24 protein-coding genes are annotated in these 19,890 nt (G+C 52.4%); 13 read left to right on the top strand and 11 right to left on the bottom strand.

What is annotated here, in order from left to right; genetic code table 11:
• Nucleotides 1-88: 88 nt before the first annotated feature.
• Both PEL01S_RS07140 and PEL01S_RS07135 read right to left on the bottom strand, forming a co-directional pair.
• Entirely contained in the window at nucleotides 89-967 is an 879-nt protein-coding gene (locus tag PEL01S_RS07140; protein ID WP_127459815.1) for a carbohydrate ABC transporter permease, read from the bottom strand.
• A 30-nt stretch (nucleotides 968-997) separates the two neighbouring features.
• On the bottom strand, nucleotides 998-1,954 hold the full coding sequence (locus tag PEL01S_RS07135) for an ABC transporter permease (RefSeq protein WP_127459814.1): 957 nt from the start codon (nucleotides 1,952-1,954) through the stop codon (nucleotides 998-1,000).
• Nucleotides 1,955-2,153: 199 nt separating this feature from the next.
• Between PEL01S_RS07135 and PEL01S_RS07130 the strand changes: the two genes are divergently transcribed.
• The 6 genes from PEL01S_RS07130 to PEL01S_RS07100 all read left to right on the top strand — a co-directional run bounded on the left by PEL01S_RS07130 (nucleotide 2,154) and on the right by PEL01S_RS07100 (nucleotide 6,336).
• Nucleotides 2,154-2,780: a DUF1054 domain-containing protein gene (locus PEL01S_RS07130; RefSeq protein WP_174806911.1), complete on the top strand. Its 627-nt coding sequence runs from the start codon at nucleotides 2,154-2,156 to the stop codon at nucleotides 2,778-2,780.
• Between the two features lie 194 nt (nucleotides 2,781-2,974).
• The gene (locus PEL01S_RS07125) at nucleotides 2,975-3,301 is read left to right on the top strand and encodes an SPW repeat protein (RefSeq protein ID WP_063184166.1); all 327 of its coding nucleotides are present in this window, start codon (nucleotides 2,975-2,977) and stop codon (nucleotides 3,299-3,301) included.
• A 96-nt stretch (nucleotides 3,302-3,397) separates the two neighbouring features.
• Nucleotides 3,398-3,823, top strand: a complete 426-nt coding sequence (locus PEL01S_RS07120; RefSeq protein ID WP_063184167.1) for a universal stress protein — start codon at nucleotides 3,398-3,400, stop codon at nucleotides 3,821-3,823.
• Nucleotides 3,824-3,983: 160 nt separating this feature from the next.
• Nucleotides 3,984-4,727 carry a hypothetical protein gene (locus tag PEL01S_RS07115; protein ID WP_127459813.1) on the top strand — a complete coding sequence of 248 codons (744 nt, stop codon included), beginning with the start codon at nucleotides 3,984-3,986 and terminating at the stop codon, nucleotides 4,725-4,727.
• Nucleotides 4,728-5,034: 307 nt separating this feature from the next.
• A complete protein-coding gene (locus tag PEL01S_RS07105; protein WP_010492089.1) occupies nucleotides 5,035-5,697 on the top strand; it encodes a TetR/AcrR family transcriptional regulator in 663 nt (220 codons plus the stop codon).
• 48 nt (nucleotides 5,698-5,745) lie between these two features.
• Nucleotides 5,746-6,336, top strand: coding sequence for a GNAT family N-acetyltransferase (locus PEL01S_RS07100; RefSeq protein WP_063184169.1), 591 nt, complete (start codon nucleotides 5,746-5,748; stop codon nucleotides 6,334-6,336).
• 68 nt (nucleotides 6,337-6,404) lie between these two features.
• On the opposite strand, the gene PEL01S_RS07095 is transcribed toward PEL01S_RS07100, so the two are convergent.
• The gene (locus PEL01S_RS07095; protein ID WP_477529344.1) at nucleotides 6,405-7,655 is read right to left on the bottom strand and encodes an MFS transporter; all 1,251 of its coding nucleotides are present in this window, start codon (nucleotides 7,653-7,655) and stop codon (nucleotides 6,405-6,407) included.
• 293 nt (nucleotides 7,656-7,948) lie between these two features.
• Between PEL01S_RS07095 and PEL01S_RS07090 the strand changes: the two genes are divergently transcribed.
• Complete coding sequence (locus PEL01S_RS07090) at nucleotides 7,949-9,418, top strand: aminotransferase class I/II-fold pyridoxal phosphate-dependent enzyme (protein WP_010492085.1); 1,470 nt, start codon at nucleotides 7,949-7,951, stop codon at nucleotides 9,416-9,418.
• Between the two features lie 41 nt (nucleotides 9,419-9,459).
• On the opposite strand, the gene PEL01S_RS07085 is transcribed toward PEL01S_RS07090, so the two are convergent.
• Nucleotides 9,460-10,302 (bottom strand): Cof-type HAD-IIB family hydrolase, encoded by an 843-nt coding sequence (locus tag PEL01S_RS07085; RefSeq protein ID WP_127459812.1) that lies wholly within the window; start codon nucleotides 10,300-10,302, stop codon nucleotides 9,460-9,462.
• 138 nt (nucleotides 10,303-10,440) lie between these two features.
• Here PEL01S_RS07085 and PEL01S_RS07080 point away from each other — a divergent pair, with 138 nt between their 5' ends.
• Nucleotides 10,441-10,860 (top strand): DUF1885 family protein, encoded by a 420-nt coding sequence (locus tag PEL01S_RS07080; protein ID WP_010492081.1) that lies wholly within the window; start codon nucleotides 10,441-10,443, stop codon nucleotides 10,858-10,860.
• 124 nt (nucleotides 10,861-10,984) lie between these two features.
• Here the strand turns inward: PEL01S_RS07080 and PEL01S_RS07075 are convergent, their stop codons facing one another.
• The 3 genes from PEL01S_RS07075 to PEL01S_RS07065 all read right to left on the bottom strand — a co-directional run bounded on the left by PEL01S_RS07075 (nucleotide 10,985) and on the right by PEL01S_RS07065 (nucleotide 12,578).
• On the bottom strand, nucleotides 10,985-11,284 hold the full coding sequence (locus PEL01S_RS07075) for a DUF1292 domain-containing protein (RefSeq protein ID WP_010492079.1): 300 nt from the start codon (nucleotides 11,282-11,284) through the stop codon (nucleotides 10,985-10,987).
• A gap of 98 nt (nucleotides 11,285-11,382) precedes the next feature.
• Nucleotides 11,383-11,997 carry a stalk domain-containing protein gene (locus PEL01S_RS07070; protein WP_063184174.1) on the bottom strand — a complete coding sequence of 205 codons (615 nt, stop codon included), beginning with the start codon at nucleotides 11,995-11,997 and terminating at the stop codon, nucleotides 11,383-11,385.
• A gap of 233 nt (nucleotides 11,998-12,230) precedes the next feature.
• Complete coding sequence (locus PEL01S_RS07065; RefSeq protein WP_127459811.1) at nucleotides 12,231-12,578, bottom strand: YhjD family protein; 348 nt, start codon at nucleotides 12,576-12,578, stop codon at nucleotides 12,231-12,233.
• A gap of 188 nt (nucleotides 12,579-12,766) precedes the next feature.
• Here PEL01S_RS07065 and PEL01S_RS07060 point away from each other — a divergent pair, with 188 nt between their 5' ends.
• From PEL01S_RS07060 to PEL01S_RS07050, 3 genes are all read left to right on the top strand, one after another.
• Entirely contained in the window at nucleotides 12,767-13,510 is a 744-nt protein-coding gene (locus tag PEL01S_RS07060) for an MBL fold metallo-hydrolase (RefSeq protein WP_063184176.1), read from the top strand.
• A 44-nt stretch (nucleotides 13,511-13,554) separates the two neighbouring features.
• Entirely contained in the window at nucleotides 13,555-13,788 is a 234-nt protein-coding gene (locus PEL01S_RS07055) for a DUF3892 domain-containing protein (RefSeq protein ID WP_025853309.1), read from the top strand.
• Nucleotides 13,789-13,958: 170 nt separating this feature from the next.
• Complete coding sequence (locus tag PEL01S_RS07050) at nucleotides 13,959-15,599, top strand: ATP-binding protein (protein WP_127459810.1); 1,641 nt, start codon at nucleotides 13,959-13,961, stop codon at nucleotides 15,597-15,599.
• Here the strand turns inward: PEL01S_RS07050 and PEL01S_RS07045 are convergent.
• Together PEL01S_RS07045 and mobA are read right to left on the bottom strand one after the other, a co-directional pair.
• Nucleotides 15,553-16,083 (bottom strand): divergent PAP2 family protein, encoded by a 531-nt coding sequence (locus PEL01S_RS07045; protein WP_127459809.1) that lies wholly within the window; start codon nucleotides 16,081-16,083, stop codon nucleotides 15,553-15,555. The genes PEL01S_RS07050 and PEL01S_RS07045 overlap by 47 nt on opposite strands.
• A 118-nt stretch (nucleotides 16,084-16,201) precedes the next feature.
• On the bottom strand, nucleotides 16,202-16,834 hold the full coding sequence (gene mobA, locus PEL01S_RS07040) for a molybdenum cofactor guanylyltransferase (protein ID WP_010492071.1): 633 nt from the start codon (nucleotides 16,832-16,834) through the stop codon (nucleotides 16,202-16,204).
• Nucleotides 16,835-17,040: 206 nt separating this feature from the next.
• Here mobA and PEL01S_RS07035 point away from each other — a divergent pair, with 206 nt between their 5' ends.
• A complete protein-coding gene (locus PEL01S_RS07035) occupies nucleotides 17,041-17,763 on the top strand; it encodes a Crp/Fnr family transcriptional regulator (RefSeq protein WP_063184179.1) in 723 nt (240 codons plus the stop codon).
• On the opposite strand, the gene PEL01S_RS07030 is transcribed toward PEL01S_RS07035, so the two are convergent.
• On the bottom strand, nucleotides 17,760-18,053 hold the full coding sequence (locus PEL01S_RS07030; protein WP_063184180.1) for a DUF1811 family protein: 294 nt from the start codon (nucleotides 18,051-18,053) through the stop codon (nucleotides 17,760-17,762). The two genes, PEL01S_RS07035 and PEL01S_RS07030, sit on opposite strands and share 4 nt — an antisense overlap.
• 294 nt (nucleotides 18,054-18,347) lie before the next feature.
• Between PEL01S_RS07030 and PEL01S_RS07025 the strand changes: the two genes are divergently transcribed.
• On the top strand, nucleotides 18,348-18,794 hold the full coding sequence (locus PEL01S_RS07025; protein WP_239551317.1) for a PilZ domain-containing protein: 447 nt from the start codon (nucleotides 18,348-18,350) through the stop codon (nucleotides 18,792-18,794).
• On the opposite strand, the gene PEL01S_RS07020 is transcribed toward PEL01S_RS07025, so the two are convergent.
• Nucleotides 18,771-19,721 carry a hypothetical protein gene (locus PEL01S_RS07020; RefSeq protein WP_174806910.1) on the bottom strand — a complete coding sequence of 317 codons (951 nt, stop codon included), beginning with the start codon at nucleotides 19,719-19,721 and terminating at the stop codon, nucleotides 18,771-18,773. The genes PEL01S_RS07025 and PEL01S_RS07020 overlap by 24 nt on opposite strands.
• Nucleotides 19,722-19,890 lie beyond the last annotated feature (169 nt).

Raw genomic sequence — 19,890 nt, 5'->3', positions numbered from 1 at the left:
CATAGCCTATCGCCCGCCCGAATTGCGCTTTTTTGGAGCAGCGCCCTGTTTTACCGGTGTAGGAGCTCCCGATACCGGAGGCCGGAAGCTAAGATTTCACGGAGCCGACCATCATGCCTTTGACAAAATGCTTTTGCAGGAACGGATAGATGAGCACGATCGGCAGCGTCGCAATGATGATCGTCGCCATCTTGATGCCTTCCGGGTCCATATGCGCCAGCGAGCTGAACTGGGAGGCCGACGGGTCGATGTTGATCTCGTTCGCATCGATCAGCTGGCGAAGCTTCACCTGCAGCGGCCTCAAGGCCGGGTTATTGATGTAGTACAGCGCATTCATGTACGTATTCCAGTGGCCTACCGCGTAAAAGATGCCTAAGGACGCCATCACGGGCTTGGAGAGCGGCATCACGATGCTCCAGATCATCCGCAGCTCGGTGCAGCCGTCGATCCGGCCGGAGTCGATAATCTCCGAAGGAATCTGCATAAAGAACGAGCGCATGATGAAAAAGTTAAATGCGCTGATCGCGCCGGGAAGCAGCAGCGCCCATAGCGTATTCGTCAGTCCGAGGCTTTTCATCAAGATGAAGTTCGGCACGAGCGGAGCGCTGAATACCATCGTAACGAGCACCATGACGACGACGAGCTTCCGCCCCACATATTCCTGCCTCGATACCGGATAAGCGAGCGAGGCGGTGGCAATCAGATTGATGAGTGTGCCGACTATCGTAATGTAGACCGTAACCCCGAAGGAACGCCAGATCGAAGCGTCGCTGAACACATACTGATAGTTGATCCAGGTGAAATCGACGGGCCAGAACCATACTTTTCCGGCAATGACGGCTTCGGAGCTGCTGAACGATTGCGCCAGCACGCCGAGGAACGGCAGAAACATCGCCAGTCCGAGCAAGGTCAGAAAAATAAGATTCGCCGTATTAAAAACTTGCCAGCTTGCGCTTGCTTTTTTCATAAGTTTCGCACCTCCCGCTTCCCGCTGCCGTTAATACAAGCTTTCCCCCGTCGTTTTCTTGCTTAGCGTGTTGCCGATGACGATCAGCGCCAGACCGACGACCGATTTGAACAAGCCGATCGCCGTCGTATAGCTGAACTGCTGCCCAAGCAAACCGACCTGATAAATGTACGTATCCAAAATTTCGCCGTTGTTTTTGTTGAGCGGGTTCAGGAACACGTAGACGCGCTCAAAGCCGAAATCCAGAAACTTGCCGATGTGAAGCAGGAACATGATCATGATCGTCGGCAGCAGCGCCGGAATCGTAATGGACAGCGTCTGGCGCCAGCGACTCGCACCGTCCACCTCGGCCGCCTCGTACAAGTCCGGATTGACGCCCGCCAGCGCCGCGAGGAAAATAATCGTCCCGTACCCCGAATCGCGCCAGATGCCGGAGCCGATAAGTACGGTGCGAATCCACGATTCTTCGCCGAGGAAGTAGACCGGCTCGAAGCCGAGCCAACTGATGAACTGGTTCACCGCTCCGGTCGAAGGCGACAAGATACCGATGGCGATGCCGCTGACGATGACCCAGGACAAGAAGTGCGGCATATAGACGATCGTCTGCAGCACCCGCTTGTACAGCACCAGACGCAGCTCGTTGAGCAGCAGAGCCAGGACGATCGGCGCCGGGAACGCGATGAGCAGATCGTACAATCCGATCAGCAGCGTATTGTTGAGGATGTTCAGAAAATCGTAATGGGCGAACATCCGTTTAAAATGTGCGAGACCGACCCATTTGCTGTCCAAAATGCCTTGAAAAATATTGTAGTCCTGAAAGGCGATAACCGAACCAAGCAGTGGAACGTATTTGAAAATGAAAAAATAGACGATCCCCGGAACCGAGATTACATAAAGCGTTTTGTATTTCCACATGAACCGCAGTATGCTTTTACGGGTCCCGGCTTTGGAGCCGATCGCTTTCACCGCCTGCATTTTTACCGCCATGCGTGCCCCCTCCTTTTCCGTCTTCATGTAGCTTCATCCTACTCCGTAAAAACGCTTTCAACAATGGAATGGCTTTTCTCGCACTTGTGTTTTTTTTGGCTCCGGATTAAAAAAAATGTCGTCAGTCGTCGAGCGCGTGCCCGGACGTCCCATTTTATGCTATATTGTTGTCATCGATAAAATAAAGGAGTCTTCAGTCATGCAGTTTATCGGCTTTACCGCAACGGATTTTGAAACCTTTACGATAGAAGGCCTTGAGGGCCGGATGGAAGCGATCCGCTCGCGCATTCAGCCCAAGTTCGGCGCCATCAGCAGTGAGCTGCTGGATGAGATTGCCGTGCGGGCCGGAGAAGAGCTGTATCTGCACATCGCCAAGCATGCGCGCCGCAAAGTGAACCCGCCCGTTGACACATGGATGTCGTTCTCAAGCAGCAAGCGCGGATACAAGCAGCTTCCCCATTTTCAGATCGGCTTGTTCGACGACCGGGTGTTCATTTGGCTCGCCCTGATCTACGAGCTGCCGAATAAGCAGGCGATTGCCCAAACGTATTTGGATCGCCTGTCGGAGGTCCGCTCCGCTTTGCCCGAAGATTTTGTGCTTTCGTTCGACCATATGCAAAAAGACGCGGTATCGGTGCGGGACTTGGATGACAGCCAGCTCGAGCAAGCGCTCCGTCGTTTTCGCGACGTGAAAAAGGTCGAGCTGCTGGTCGGCCGCAACATTCCTGCCGATGATCCGGTGCTCGCGGATGGACAAGCCTTCCTCCAGGTGGCTAAAGAAACAATGATCTCCGCCTTGCCTTTATACAAGATGGCCAAGCTGTAAGCAAGGACAAGGCCTCCCTCCGGCTCAAGCCGATGACGGGGGCCTTTTTCTATGTTTCGCGGTGCCGTAGGTTCCCAGCCTTCGCCCCCACATTGCTCACATTTTTTACAATAATTAGCGGAAATTGCGCACCTTTTGAAATCGGTTGCATATAGTTAATATAAAACGGCCATCCATTTCAGGGAGGGGTAGGCATGAAGAAAACTGCGGTTCGTAACCTGCTGGCTGCGTTAATTGGTCTTTGGTTCATAGGCGCTCCATGGATTCTCGGTTTTTCCGACCATTCCGGAGCTCTGCGGAGCAGCATGGCCGCCGGCTTTATTGAACTCGCCTTCTCGCTGCTGGCATTGGGCAAAACGGGTTGGGGCTCGTGGCAGCATTGGATAGCTTTTTTGACAGGCGTTTGGTTTATGATGCTGCCCTTCGTATTCTCATTCGGTCTGGGGATGACCCTCTTCATTCTGGTGCTCGGCGTAGTGACCGTCCTCTTGAACTTTTATAATATGAACGAGGAGTCTTAAATATTGTTGGTAATTTTCTGAATTTTCCGTCATGTAAGCGATTGTTTGTGGTATAATAAAATCGTAACCCACTAAACCGCAAATGAGGTGAGGATGATGTTATTTTCAAAAATCCTTGTTGCCTATGACGGTTCGAATTTATCGAAAAAGGCCTTGAAACGTGCGGTCGAATTGGTTCAGGAACAATCTCACAGCCTACATCCTCCGCGGCTCGAAATTATTCATGTGTACGCCCTACCTACTTATATCGGCAGCGAATATGCGGTTAACACCGATTACATCGAAGCTGCCGAAACGACGATCGAGGAAGCCAAGTCGCTCATCCCGTCGACGCTAAACGTGAAATTTACGCTGACCCGGGGGCAGCCGGCTTATACCATCCTATCGCATGCCGAAGAGATCGAGTGCGACCTGATTGTCATGGGGAGCCGGGGACTCGGGAAAATCCGCGAGTTCTTTCTTGGAAGCGTCAGCCATAACGTCGTGCAGCAGGCCAAAGTTCCCGTGCTGATTGTGAAATAAGCCGGATTCCCATATCGTCCGACAGACCGCCCGACCGGCGGTCTATTCGTCGTTGCGAAAATTTATTTTAGCCTAAGCTTGCTTTAAAGTAAGGTTAAGCTTGGATGCCTATCCTATGAATGGTTGCAAAACCAATCCAACATCAGGAAGGTGAACCTGCATGAAGCAAACGTATGCGAAACGGGTAATCGTCTCCTCGCTGGCTCTTGCGCTTCTGCTCGGAGGCGGTTCCCTGTACGGAACCAGACAATTGGCGCACGCCGAAGACGCGGCCGCGCAGCAGCCGTCCGCGGCGGGCCCATTCCACGAGTGGTTCGGCAAGCGAAGCGAGCATGACGGCTCCAAGGACCCCGGCGCTTCCGCCAAAGGCATGCCGATCTTCGAAGAAGCCGCTGCGATTCTCGGCACGGACAAAGCCTCGCTGATCGCCTCGCTTAAAGACAAGACGCTCGTACAGCTGGCCGCAGATAAAAACATGAGCGAAGCCGACTTCGTCGCCAAGCCGCAGGCAGCACGCAGCAAAACGATCGACGAAGCCGCAGCCTCCGGAAAGCTGACCGCCGAACAAGCGGAGAAGTTCAAAAGCCGAATGGCGGATCACCTGAAAAAGATCGTTAACCGTACCTTTGACGGCAACGGCCGCTACGGCATACATGCGGGCAAAAAACATCTGGGCATCGCGCCGGACAAGCTTGCCTCCCTTCTCGGAATAACCGAGGACCAGTTGAAAACCGAACTGAAATCGGGTAAATCGCTGACCGACCTCGCGCAAAGCAAAGGAATCTCTAAAGCGCAGCTGGTCGGCAAAATTAAGGACGAAATGACCCCGTGGATTGAGAATATGGTCGACCGCAAGCCTTCGCAGGATAGGAAAATGCCTGATACGACTAACACGACTCCATAGTACTTACGTACCATACCGTCCCGACAGGGGCGGTTTATTGCTTTTCCAACGTGGTATCTTAATGACGATGTCGGCGGTGCGCAATAGTCCCCCCACTCGAGCCCATGTCGTTCTTCCCCCGGCAAGGAACGCCTCCAAAATTTTTCCGCTATTGAACGTAATCAGTTTTGCGCCCGTCGGCTCGATGCGATCGCGAAATCGTTCCGCTGCAAAGTAAACGACCTCTCGAACGCTCGTTCACACTTCAGGACAATTTTGGTGTATAATAAATGAGGCTCCCGAACTATGCATCAAAGAGGTGTGAGTCATGTTACCCGAATCGAACGAAGATTGGATCGAGCAGCTGCTTAAGCTCAGCGACGAAGAACCGAAAATGACGGAAAAACAAACGAAAATCCTGCATGCGGCCATTGAAATTTTTGCCGAGAAGGGCTACGCCGCAGCTTCCACCAGTGAAATCGCGCAAAAAGCAGGCGTTGCGGAAGGCACGATCTTCCGTCATTACAAAACCAAAAAAGACTTGCTGCTGTCCATCGTCCTGCCGATCATGGCCAAGCTCGTCGCCCCGTTCGTCCTCCGTAATTTTACACCGGTGCTGGAAGCAAAGTATACCCGGTACGAGGACTTTCTGCGGTCACTCATCCGCAACCGGCTGGAGTTTGCCCGCCAGCATTTGCCGATGATCAAAATTTTAATGCAGGAGATTCCATTTCATCCCGATCTTCAGGAGCAATTCAAGACCGAAGTTATGAATGAAGTATTAACGCGCATCAAAAAAGTGATTGTTTTTTTTCAACAAGAAGGGCAGATCATCCCCCTTCCTGCCGCCACCGTAGTCCGGCTGACCGCCTCGGTCATCATCGGCTTCCTAATTACCCGTTTCCTGCTCGTACCGGAACAAGAATGGGACGAGGAAGAAGAAGCGGAGACGTGCATCCGCTTTATTATGCACGGACTCGCCACTCGGTAAGCTGTGGAGACATACGCTTCATACTCGGGTTCCAAAGGAGACAGCTTCATGATTGTACACGGAGACCGGATCTATATCCGACCTCTTGATTTACCGGATGTCCCAGCGCTTCATCTGCTGCGGGCGGAAAACGAAACGTTCTTCCGTCCGTTCGAGCCTCTGCAGGACAGCAACGCTTTTACTCTCGACGCCGTACGAGAATCCTTAGTGAAGACGATCGCCGAACGGGAGCAGGACAGCGCCTACGCCTTCGGTATTTTCTTGAACGGCACAGACGAGCTTATCGGCCGGGTCAGACTATCCTCCATCGTTCGAGGGCCATGGCAGAACGCCAATCTCGGGTATTACATTTCCGAGCGCTTCAACGGGCAGGGCTACATGTCCGAGGCGGTCGGACTTGTGCTCCGGTTCGCTTTCGAGAACTGCGGACTTCACCGGGTTCAAGCGGCGATCATGCCTCGCAACAGAGGATCGATACGTGTCGTCGAAAAAAACGCCATGCGGCTGGAAGGCCTGGCCCGCAACTATTTGCAGATCCACGGCGTATGGGAAGATCATGCGATCTATGCCATGACGCGGGAGGAATGGCCTCCGGTTCCCGGCGATCGAACGGATTCGGCGCTGAGCCTTCTGGAGTAAATAAGAAAGAAAAGCCGTCGCAGCGAACAATCGCATGCGGCGGCTTCTTTGCGTTCCTCAAGATTTCGTTATACGGGCTGTCCCGCTGCCCGGGTATCTGCGCGATCCGCGACGATAAAGCGGTACAGCAAGTACAAGGCAGCGATCGAAAGTACCGCTCCGGTCACGAACGGCACGCTGTGGTTGTAATCGTAAATGCCGGCCCCGAGCAGCGGCCCGGTAATGCGGCCCAGACTGTCCATCGAGGAGCTTAAACCGGAAGCTACCCCTTGCCCGACCTTGGTCTTTTGCGTAATCAGCGAGGTGACGCAAGGACGAATCAGCGCGTTCCCTGCGGCGAAGACGCTCAAGTAAATCGACGCGGTAAGCAGGCTGCTGGAGAACAGGATCAGCACGAAGCCGAGCGCCGACAGCAGCAAGCCGATGCCGATCACGCGGGATTCCTGCCCTTTCTTGACCAGCCTCCGGGCCACGCCGCCTTGAATCAAGGCTCCGACTACGCCGCTTACCGCGAACATGATGCCGAGCTGTGTCGGCGTCGCGCCAATCTGATCCCGTTCAAACAGCAGCAGCGTCGCCTCCAGCCCCGCCAGCGTGAACGAGACGAAGAACGAAAGCACATACAAGTATTTGAGCGAACCGACGAATGCGCTCCAACGGGAAGCTTTTGCTTCTCTTGATTTGCTCCGCATCTCCACGGTGAGCGACTCCGGCAGCATGAAGAAGGCGAACGCGAAGGTGGCCAGCGCCAGCGCGGAAGATGCGAAGAACGGCACCTGCAGCCCGAAATGGCTCAGCAAGCCTCCGAACGCCGGGCCGAAGATGAAGCCCAGACCGATCGACATGCCGACAAGCCCCATGCCCTTGGTGCGGTTCTCCTCGGTCGTAATGTCCGCGACATAAGCAACGGCGCACGCGGTAGTTGCTCCAGAGAATAAACCTCCCAAAATGCGCGACACGTACATCAGCACGAGGTTATCCCCCGCTAATCCGAACAAGAAGAAGCTGACGCTAAAGCCGAGCGCCCCGGTCATGATAAGCGGACGGCGCCCGATCCGGTCCGATAATCCGCCCCATACAGGAGACATCAGAAACGACGCCAAAGAATAGACCGACAACAGCATGCCGAGATGAAAGCTGTCGGCCCCCGATCCGGTGACGGCGGCGGGAAGCACCGGGATGATAATGCCGAAGCCGATAAATATCGTCATCAGCAGTACCATAATAATTGCCAGCTGTTTTTTCATATGCGTAACTGTTCCTCCCGATTCGTTGGTTGAACTAAAAACGGCCTGAGCCGCGGGTTCGGCCGAAGCCATTTGTAGAAATTATCCTTATCGTACCATAACTTTTTTGACGATGGAAACGAAAGCTTTTTAAGATTAACAAAATCGACAAACCTGCGCACGAGAGCCTTTGAAAAGCGCGGCCGGCAAGGCTTTTTCCGCCCTCGATCGCCTCCGCGGTTAATTATTCGGCCAAGTCAACAAACTATTTACCAAAAACCGCTTGCATCCGCGTCGCTTTTTGCTATACTCATTTTGTTTGCTTTTTTTCCGGCGAACGTTAGCATAGCCAACAATACTCGTACACACGAAGGGTAGGGATGACCGTGGATCAGACGAAAACTCCTCTGTTTACCGCACTTAAGGAGCATGCCGGACGCAATCCGGTGCAGTTTCACATTCCAGGACATAAGAAAGGTGTCGGCATGGACCCCGAGTTCCGGGAGTTTATCGGTGATAACGCGCTCTCCATCGACCTGATTAATATAGCTCCGCTCGATGACCTGCACCAGCCGACCGGCGTTATCGAAGAGTCCCAGAAGCTGGCCGCAGCCGCGTTCGGGGCCGATCATACGTTTTTTTCCGTGCAGGGCACAAGCGGCGCCATCATGACGATGATCCTCACCGTCTGCTCCCAGGGCGACAAAATCATCGTACCGCGCAACATTCACAAATCGATCATGGCCGCGATCATTTTCGCCGGCGCGAAGCCGATCTTCTTGAAGCCGGTTCGCGACGAAAATCTTGGGATCGATCACGGCGTGACGACCAGCTCCGTCAAGCGCGCCTTGGAGCGCCATCCGGACGCCAAAGCGCTGCTGGTCATCAATCCGACCTATTACGGCGTGTGCGCGAACCTGAAGGAAATTGTAGATATCGTGCACAGTTACAATATTCCGGTGCTGGTCGATGAGGCTCATGGCGTGCTGATTCATTTCCACGACAAGCTGCCGATGGCCGCCATGGAGGCCGGCGCCGACATGGCCGCTACGAGCGTGCATAAGCTCGGCGGCTCGATGACGCAAAGCTCCGTGCTGAACATTCGAGAAGGACGCGTGAACGTGCGCCGTGCGAAGACGATCATTAGTATGCTGACGACGACTTCGACGTCCTATATTTTGCTCGGGTCGCTGGACTGCGCGCGGCGGAATCTGGCGCTGAACGGCCACATGATGGCGGAACGGACGCTGGAGCTGGCGAACTACGCCCGCGAGGAAATCAACCGTATCCCGGGACTGGAATGCTTCGGAGAAGAAATTTTGGGTACGGAAGCGACCTACGATTACGATCCGACAAAGGTCAATATCCACGTGCGCCATCTCGGCATTACGGGCTACGATGCGGAAAATTGGCTGCGCGAGCACTATAATATCGAAGTCGAGCTCAGCGACATGTACAACGTGTTGTGCCTCGTTACGCCGGGCGATACGCGCGAAAACATCGACATCCTGCTTGACGCGCTGCGTCAGCTGTCCGAGGAGAACTACAACATTCGCCAGGCGAACGAACTGGTCATCAAAATCCCGAAAATTCCGCAGCTCGCCCTGGCTCCGCGCGATGCGTTCTACGGAGATACGGAGCTGATCCCGTTCAAAGAATCGGCCGACCGCATTATCGCCGAATTCATCTACGTTTACCCGCCGGGCATTCCGATTCTGCTCCCGGGCGAAGTCATCTCGCAGGATCTCATTGATTACATTACCGAGCATATCGACGTCGGTCTACCGGTCAAGGGGCCGGAAGACCGCAGCATCGAGTACGTCAAGGTCATCGTCGAAGCTCCCGCGATTTTCTAGAAAAATTCAAAGCTTCTCCGTCTTGGAGAAGCTTTTTTATTTTATGCCAATGTCCCCAGCCGGACTTGTTCCTCCAGCCACTCAATCGCATCGGCTATTGCATGCTCATTATGGTGCTTGCCATGGCGCTTGGCGGCGTCCAGAAGCTCTGGATGCGCGTTGGCTACGGCGATACCGATACCTGCCCGGCGTATCATCTCCAGGTCGTTCAGATGATCCCCAAGGGCGATACAGCGCTCCATCGGGATGCCAAGCTCCGCTGCCAACCGTTCCAATGCATGCCCCTTCGTCGCTTCCGGAGCCAGCATCTCGAAATATTTATCGTCCGAACGAACCCAGTCGACCTCCGTCCCTGCCGTCAGCCGCACGATCTCGGGTACGGCTTCGTCGAGCAGCGACGGCTCCCAGGCGAACAGAAGCTTGATCCACGGCTCGGATACGTCGTCATACGAATTCAGCCGCAGCAGCGGAAATTTCTCCACGGCCCGGTGACGCTCCGTCGCTGCATTTTCCTGCAGCACATAGGGCGCCGCTCCTCCGCGCACGTACAATTCCGCACCGATGCCGGGAAAGCGCTCAAGAACGCGCCCCACCGCTTCCTTAGCCGAGGCAGACAGCGTCCGTTCCCAGATGGCCTCTCCGCGGCTGAAATCGTGAATGACCGCCCCGTTGTACAAAATGGCCGGCGCATTCACCGACAGCTGCTCAACGAAGGGCCGGACCGATCCGGCGATCCGCCCCGTTGCGAGCGTAAACCGGCCGCCGAGGCTCGTAAACCGTTCGATAGCGGCTCGATTTTCCCCGCTTATTTGTTTGGCGCTATCAAGCAGCGTTCCATCCATATCCGTGACCAGTAGATATCCTTCAAATCTTCTGTCTTTCATCGTCGCTCTCCCTCTTCTCTGCCCGTCTACCACTGCCGGAACAAGTATTGTATTTGATTTTTCTTAATGCTATGATGTTCATGGTACTTCAAACAAGAAAATCGTTCCAGTCCATATGTATAGGCAGGTGCATTCATCATGGCGCAAAGCGCTTATATCAAGTTCGTCGAAGGGTCCGCCGTTTCCTCCCTGACGTTAGATGAATTGAAGGCCCAACTGGAGCATTACCGCGAGCAGCTTACGCTGACCGGCAAACAGCTCAATTGGGAATATGACGAAGCCGGATTTCCGTATGAGATTCAAACGAAACCCGAAGGGGAAGGCAAGTGGTTTTATTTAAAAGCAACAAGCCCGCGCTACAAATATATTGTGGCAGGCGTCGGATCGGAGACTTCAGGCGAGACGCAAAAGCATTACGTCCAGTTTGTCCTTCCCGAGGATGCCACGCACGGCGACAAAGCCAAGGGCAACGAATTTTGCAAATATCTCGCCAAGCTGTGGAAAGCGGAACTGCATTTATTCAACGGACGAACCATGTACTTCAATCCGCGTAAATAGACGTCCCAAAAGACCGTTGTCCGCCTACGGCGAAAACGGTCTTTTTCGACACTTCCCCTGGCGCAAGCCGCCTAAAACGCGAAAAACCTTTCTTGCAAACAAGAAAGGTTTTTTACGGTATTTGTTATTGCTGCTCTTGTTCTTCCACAATTTCGTTGTAGATTTGAACAACGCGGTCCCACTCTTCTTCGTCTTCAATGCTCGCAAGAAAAGCTTCGCCGTCCTCTTCGTCTATCCGGAAAATAACGCCGTCTGCCTCCATATCGTTACGATCGAGAAGTACCGCATAGGCCCGGTCGCTAGCTTCGAAAGTGTATACCATCACCATCTCATGCTCGACTCCGTCTTGGTCGGTCACGATAAAGATATCGTCCTCATGATCGTGATCGTGATCGCAGGAAGCGTCATGAATGTGATCGCTCATGGGAAAACCTCATTTCATCTTAATTTAATGTTCTCCCGTATCGTACCACGGTCGACAAGACGAAGTCAATGAACCGGGTTATCCCAACCGTCCGCGACTTATTCGGATGCGATCACCTTTTCCGATACGACCGTATAGTCGCTGCGCTCGTCCGGTTTGATCGAGAACTTCACGATATAGTTCCCGGATTCGGCGAATGTGACGTTGAACGGCCACGGGTACCAGAAGCTTTCCTTCTGGCCGTTGACGGCTTTCTCATGAACCGCCACCTGCTCCCCGTTCGGAGCGTGGATCGAGATTTTAAAAGAAGAGATCGGTGTCGTCAAGCTGTCTACTTGCGCAAACACGGCAAAGTCGAGACGGTCGCCCTTCTTCACACCGCCGAACGGCTGTTTGATCGAATAGTCGTCATTGACCTTCTTCGCAACAAACATATGTACGTTCGGCTTGGTGATGGAAACGGTCTTCGCAGCGTCGTCCCATTTCACGAGCGCCTGCAAAGATTCAGACAACACGCGAACAGGGAATACGGCGCTTCCCTTCGCGACAAAAGCGGGAGTTTCACCGTCTTTGAACGGCTTTTCCGCATTATTGATCATCAGCTTTACTTTCGGAAAACCTTCGAAATCGCCCCACATGGAGCTGGCGTACGCTCCCGCTGTTCCGAACAAGGAAAGCGACAGCACCAGCGTCAGCAATCGCGGCACCTTCATTTCCAGCAACCTCCATCATGTTCTTCGTTCTGCTATCTTATACTCCATAGCTCGCTAAGAGTTGCGCGCTTCGTCCAGAAAACTTTCAGCTTTTTTTAAGCGCCCCTCAAGATGTTGTGTGTGAGGAAGATTTTTTCCATTCTCTATACAAAATATGCCAACAAAAGGCGTCATTGTCGAACGATACTCCCGCAAGGCGAACCGTGGCGATTCGTGCGCTTACCCGGGAAATTTCAGCTCACGCCCTTAAGGAGCTCCTGCAGCTTTTCTTCGCATTTGCCCTTCAGTACGATAGGCATCATGGAGCAATGAAACTCGTAACCTTGGAATACATACATGACATGGTAGTGACGCTCCGGGGTCACTTCCTCCAGAACGATGCGGCATCCGCTCCGGCGCAGCCGCTGCTTCACATGGTTATGTTCCCGCTCGGCCAATAGCAGCAGCCGTTCGAAAAGCCCGCCCCATATTCTGGAAAGCTTCATCGCTTCAGCATGCTTCCGGTCGCGCTCAAGCGCCTTAAGCAAATAAAGCGTGACGACATACTGATGCACCCACGGTTCTACGGTCGTATTCCGCATGTTCCCTCTCCTGCCGGATTTAAATAAAGATTTGATTTTATTATATAGAACATTTGTTCCTATTACAAGAGGGACAAGATGTATTAAATTTACCCAAAATGTGACAAACCCATCTTGAATCGTGTAAGATAACCGTGGTAAATTTAAAAGCATATCCGGCTGGAAGCCTTAACGAGCGGAGGAACCAAGTGAGTCTGCAAATTCAAATGATAGGTACGGGAAGCGCATTTGCGAAAACGTACTATAATAATAATGCCTTGGTTTATACCGGCGGCTTCACGCTGTTAATCGATTGCGGTTATACCGCGCCAAGAGCTCTGCACGAGCTCGGTGTCTCTCTCGATCAGATCGATGCGGTGCTTATTTCCCACATTCACGCGGACCATATAGGGGGAATCGAAGAGCTCGCCTTTCGCTATATGTACACGTTCAAAAGAAAAATACCGCTGCTCCTATCCACCAAGCTGGAAACGATCCTATGGGAGCAATCGCTGCGCGGTGGACTGGAGAATCTGGCGGAAGACGTTACATCCCTTAACGATTACTTCGAGGTCATTGCACTTAGCGAACATACGCCGACAACCATCCATCCCGGTCTGACGGTCGAACTCCTTCCGGCCGATCACATCCCAGGCAAGCCGTGCTATTCGTTCCTGCTGAACGGTAAAATTTTTTTCAGCGCCGATACCCGGTTCAACGGTCCGCTGCTGCACGAGCTTCATCATAAGGGCTGCACCGTATTTTTGCATGATTGCCAACTCCACTCCCCCGGCATCGTTCACGCCACGTTGGACGAGCTGCTGACGCTGCCGAAGCCGATTCAGCAAAAGACGCTGCTGATGCACTATGGCGACGATATGCCCCAGTTCATCGGCAAAACCGGGGATATGACATTTATCGAGCAATTTAAGACCTACACGTTCGAAGCATAAAATGCCTCCATCCGGCGCATGATAGTCCGTGGAGGCGATACCGCATGGAACCAAACAAACAGCAAGTCGTAGCCGTACGCAAAAACGGCGACGGCGACATCGTCGAATTGAAGCTGTCTTCCGGCCAAGTGGTCGATTACTTGGAAGCGCAGCAGTTGGCCAAAAACGGACAGCTTGAGAACGTGAACGTATTCCGCGGAAGAGATGGAGACGAGCATTTGCGTTCCAACGCCGACGGAGATCCAAGCAACAATCTCGATAACCTGCCTGGATTTTAAACCCGGAGAACCAAGCGCAGCCCGACCGGCGATTCCGCTTGGTTTTCTTTTTTTGCACCCCAAAAAAGTTTTTACTGAATTTGGGAGTTCAAGCAGGAATTCCACCTCCTATACAGAATTTCTTTTAGTACTAATAAAACTACGGCTCATTCGGGGGTTGGAGTTCCAATATGAAAGGTAGCTGGATCTTCCTCATTTATACCGGTTTGGTTTGCGCTTCCTCCCTCTATCACGATCAGGCCTCAAGTCCGCTGCTGCTCGTTCTCGCATCCCTTGGTTACGCACTCACGCATATCCGTTCCGTTCACACATTCATACCGGCACAGCTTGCCATCCAACTCAGTCTTCTTGTCGCGCTTCACGCCGCAAGCTTAAGCGACTGGTGCATTCCGCTTTACTTGCTGCATATGTGCAAGCTGTTTTACGGGATGGCTCCTTTTCGCTATGCGGTTAGCGCCAATGCGGCCCTGATGCTGGCTTATGCTCTCATTTCGATGGCCGGCCGCCCCTTCAACTGGAGCACGCTGATTGAAGTTGTGTTTACGGCAGGAACCTGCCTGCTGCTTGCTTTTATGTTCCGTAAATACATTTATGATATCGAGCAGCAAAAACAGCTGCTGACCAAGGAGAAGAAGCATCTGAGTACTCACGATTCGCTAACAGGCCTATATAATTTTCAGGAATTTCATAAACAAATGGAGCAGCTCGTCAAGCAAAAAGAACCCATCATTCTCGTACTCATCGACTGTAAAGATCTCAAATCGCTGAACACGACAAACGGATTTCAGGGAGTGAACAAAATTTTGCGGCAAGCGGCCGAGCTGCTGCGCATCATGTTCCCCGACGCTTTGTTGGTATGTCGCTATGGCGGAGACGAATTTGCGATCGTGCTCCGCTCGGACGATATGCAAGAGACGGTTAATGCCGTCACGCAGCTGCTCGCTTCCGAATTTCCTAAACTGACCGGCATCGAAATCAATTTCGGCATGGCCTGCTATTCGCGAGACGGGGTGACCAAGGACGACCTGATCGTCGTCGCCGAGCACGGACTGTATATGATGAAGCGAGAGAGCTGGCTAAAGCGCGAGGAGCATATGCTGCGGTCGGAGAAGCTTCGCGTCGTCGGCGAGCTGGCTTCAGGCATGGCGCACGAAATCCGTAATCCGCTGACGACGATCAAGGGGTTTCTGCAGTTGTCAAAAGCCGGGGATTACAACATCGAGCCTTGGTATGAGCTCATTATGGACGAAATTAACCGGATGAGCATGCTGACCGCCGAATTTTTGCAATTTTCCAAGCCGCATGTCACTCAGTACAAAATTCAATCAATTCAAGGCTGTATTTACCGGGTTCTCTCGCTACTGGATTCGGAGACGACAAGACTCGGACACCAGGTAAGGTTCGAACACGACGACCGGGATATTCAAATGCTGATGGATCAAGATAAAATGCTTCAACTGCTGCTAAACCTGGTCAAAAACGCCTTTGAAGCGATGCCCGAACAAGGCATGGTCCGAATCCGGCTGTTTGCCGCGGGACCCGATGCCGTGATTGAAATTTCCGATACCGGCAAAGGCATTCCCGAGTCGGAGCTGGATAAAATTTTTATTCCGTTCTATACAACCAAAGATTCCGGAACAGGTCTCGGCTTATCTATCTGTCATAAGATCGTTCAGGATCATGAAGGAACTATAGAAGTGGAAAGCGTGCCGGACGAAGGCACCAAATTTACGATTACTTTGCCGACGTCCGGGACTAACGATCTTATTGAACCATACGAGAGCTCAACGTGTACAACGATTTCCGTATGAAAGCGGCACAAGCTTTCCCAGGGCGTTGCTGGGGAAATTCCGTCATATAGCTGAGCCAACCGATTGCCGCCCCGATGACTGCCCCTCCCAACACTTCTTCCGGCAAATGGCCTAACCGTTCTTCCAGCTCTTTGTCTTTACGATGCACATAAGGAGGATGCTGCTCCGTTAATTTAACGAGCACATCCTCCAGCTGGTTTACCTCCGATGCGATCATGCCGGCATGACGGCGAATCCCCATGGCGTCGTACATCACGATCAGACTCAATACGACCGCAAGTGAGAATGAGATGGAAGAAACCCCTTTCTTAAGCCCGATATAAGTCGCGAGCGACACGACTCCAGCCGAATGCGAGCTCGGCATGCCGCCGGTCCGAAACAGGTCTGCCCACTCAAAACGGCCGCTCTGACGGAGCCGATCGGGTATTTTCAGCGCTTGTGCCGTACCTATGGCGGCAAGGGACGTCCATAACGCCCGATTCATCAGCCATCACCTCAAGCATAGCATCGTAATCCGCCGCTGTTTCTATACTTGGCTTTTCACTTCCATAGCTTCCAGCACGAACTGGGAAAACAAAAAGGCGGGAAAGCTCCGCCCTTTTCTACCGATATACGCTTCGGACCAGGGCCTGCGCCCGCGAAACCGCTTCCGAATACTGCTTTTCTGTTTTAATCCGAAATGTAAAGGCATCCCCCAAATTTTGCTTGCGAAGCATATCCGCTTCGACACAGCCCCAACGAAGCTTGCGCAGGAACGTCATCCAGCCCGGCTGTACGTCGCTTCCCGATTCCAGCAGCGGCATCAATGCCGTGAGACAGCTTTGGCGGTATATGCCATGCAAAGGCTCAGGCCGTCCCGATACCTCTGGCAGCACGGCATCGTAGCCGAAGACGCTCCGGTGCTCTGCCAAGAAGGAGGCCGCTCTTGCCGAAATGAACGGCATGGCCCCGCCGGTTACCCATAGCTCGGGGTATCTGGATAGTGTGAGCGCCGCATGAAGCCCGCCGAGAGGTCCGCGGCCCGGGTAAAAATCCGTAATGATACGTACGGACCGAGGGACATGTTCAAGAAAAATTTTGGGCTCGTTCGTTACGATAATGACTTCTCCGCAGATTGTAAGCATTTCGCGGATTTGCTTCGCTACGACCGTTTCACCAGCCAACACCAACAGTTCCGCGGGACGGCCTTCAATTCGCCGCGGGTGACCGCCCGCTAATAGCACTCCGGTCATCATAACGTTTTCACTTCCCCCATGTAATGTGATTCTTATCTTCACTATACACGTCGGGCGAAGTGCTGCATGTTACAAAGATCACAAAAAAATATGAAGATTTAAGGAAGTGTGATGAAAATCACATCACAAACCTTTCAGAATAAGGTATGTTAGATACAACAAAACCTACAGAGGTCTCAACCAGACCGAAGCCGGAGGTATGTACCATGACGGATACACTTCAACGAAAACCGGTCAGCCAAGTGGCCAATTCGGATTGTTTCACAGAAGAAAGCTTATCGAAGCTCAAAGAAATTATGTATGAGATGAGAGCCGAAGCCGGGAATCATTTGTTTTGGGAAGGCGATGCGGCCGATAAGCTGTACTTTTTGAAGCGCGGTCAAGTGAAGATTACGAAAGCCAGCGATGAAGGGAAAAGCTTCATCCTTTATGTTTATAATACCGGGGACTTGTTCGGACAGGTCGATCCTTTCCAAAACTCTGTGCACAGCTTTAATGCCGAGGTCACGGAAAACTCCATCATCGGGGTCATCCAGCAAAAAGATTTGGAAGTTCTGTTGTGGCAGCACGGGGATCTAGCCGTCGAGTTCATGAAGTGGATGGGGCTTATGCATCGGATGACCCAAACGAAATTCCGCGATCTCATGATGTTCGGCAAGCCCGGCGCTCTCTGCTCGACGTTGATCCGGCTGTGCAACACGTACGGCAAAAATCACGGATCGGAAATTGTCATCACCAAAAAGCTTACGAACAGCGAGCTTGCCGATATGATCGGCGCAACCCGGGAGAGTGTCAACCGGATGCTCGGCGATCTCAAACGCGCCAATATTATTGCCATGGAAAACAACTACATCGTCGTTAAAGATTTGCCTTATCTCCGCGACATCTGCCAGTGCGAGAATTGTCCGGTTGATATGTGCCGCATTTAGAGCCGGGTCAGCATCGAAATTGGGAAGCTGGCGTCCGGCTCTTCCCCTATTGTCCCCCAAGCCATAATACCGTTCACATAGCTTAAAATAAACGGTAGCTGCACATGCTCCACCTTATACATCCCTGGCGGAAAATCGGACGGATCGAGCGTATAAGCTTGCGCCGTATAATACTTGCGCTCGATCACGGAGCGCTGGCTTTGAAATTCCGCCCGGTCCAGCTCCTCCCGCAGGCTCTTCATTTCCTGTTCCAATTCGGCCATGGTCATTTGGCTGTATAATTTTTTCATCTGCGATTCTCCGTTCCAATATGTTGTTCTTCCAGTAAGATTTTCAAAAATGCCCAATAAGGATGTCAACAAATGTAACAAAGTTTTAATGTTCTTTTTCCGACAATATTGTATAATAGAATTATCCGAATTTGGAAGAGAGGACCATTCGAATCCCAACATCAGCATTCAACTGCCGCTCTACTCCTGAGCGGCTTTTTATTGGAAAGCGGTTGCTTATGCCTGGTCCGCTCTGTTATAGTAAACGTTAATTTTGCCTCTTCACCTTGCTGCAAAGGACTGTTGGAGATGATTATGGAAAAAAACAAGCGCAGCTTTTTTCGTTTGCGCTTTCAGCAGCCGCTATGCGCGGAATTGAAAATTATCGGAATAGACGATCTTGAGCCGGAATTCAAGACCACGAAAGCCGCCATGCTGGATCTTAGCGCCGGTGGAGCCCGCTTTTTTACCGCAGCTCCGCTGCCGGAGGATAGCCGTTTATTGATCGAGCTGAAGTTCACCGTTCTGGCTAAAGAATACCGGACGCTGGGGATGCTTGTGCGCTCCGGGCAGACGGAAACCGGTCATTCGGAATACTGCATTCAATTTTCGCATAGCGAAAAGGAGACGGCGGCATTGACCAGCATGATCAATCAATTAGCGATCAAGCTTCGCAAAGCCACCGTCATCTCGCAGTGCAGCTTCTGTACCGAAGAAGATCTGGCCGAATTCGGAATATTACAGGCGGAGGCGGCCAGATAACCCGGCGATCAAATATGTTTTGCCGGAATCGGTATACCCGACCCAACTGCGGAACAATAATTGATCCGGCCGAAGGGAGTCATAAAGATCCCTGAGGCCCAGTACAGCCGCTTCAATCCCGTACTGCCCGAACGCTTCGAACAGAAAGCTCGTCCTCTCTTTATCGGTTCGCCGCCGGTCCAGCTCCTCGGCGATCCATTGCTTGTCCTCGTCCAGCAAAATCATATCCGTCCATACCGTCACCCGGCCGTCGGGTTTTACAAGCGACAGCAGCATCCGGTTATAATCCGTAATCAGGCTGTTCCGTAGGTACCCCAGCGCCTCGACAATTTGCCGGGTTTCATTTTCATTGTATTTCTCCATGTAACCGTAAAATTGCATGAGCGCATCGGGATAAAACAATTGCGTATGAACACCCGAGGACACGACGAGCGAGAACGCCTTTTTCAAATGCGGCATCGCCTCCAGCCCGCGTACGCGAAACGCGCAGTCCCTCAAATAATCCGTTATTTCCCCGGCAGACTTGCCTTCCGCCAGCAGCTCCTCAAACGTTTCGTAGAAGGAAATTTGGTCCAGTCGGGTATAGTCGATTCGCGTTAAAGAACGGACCCGGTTGTTAGCGATTCCTCCGGTCGAATCGAGCCACTCCTGCAGCATATTGTCTTCCGTATCCAGCGCGGTTACCTGCTGAAAATGGACGGAAAGCCGAGGCAGGCCGACATCACCGTGATTCCCCGCTCCCAGTACGACGGCTTTCTCCGGCATAGGCAGCAGCGATATGGAATTCTCGACAAGCCGGTTGACATGGTACCGGTGTGTACCCCATTCCTGCTCGCCCCAATCCAGCGCTTCTTGCTCCGGTTCCGGCTGCTCGTTTTCTCCTCCTTCGATATGCGGCTGTAAATGCGCCCATCGAAAATCTCTCATCAAAGTCCCCTCTTTTCAAATGCATGTCTAACTTGCTCTATTATACCATAACGAATGTATAGGGTTAAAAGAGAGATCCATGGCGGAATCAACCCATATTTACAAAAATAAAAAAAATTACAGGCTAACACTTGACATTGTGTGCCCATCTTGGTATTATGGAAAACGT

This window comes from Paenibacillus elgii NBRC 100335, from assembly GCF_004000865.1.
GTDB lineage: Bacteria > Bacillota > Bacilli > Paenibacillales > NBRC-103111 > Paenibacillus_G > Paenibacillus_G elgii.
This window is presented reverse-complemented; position numbering and strand designations above follow the sequence as displayed.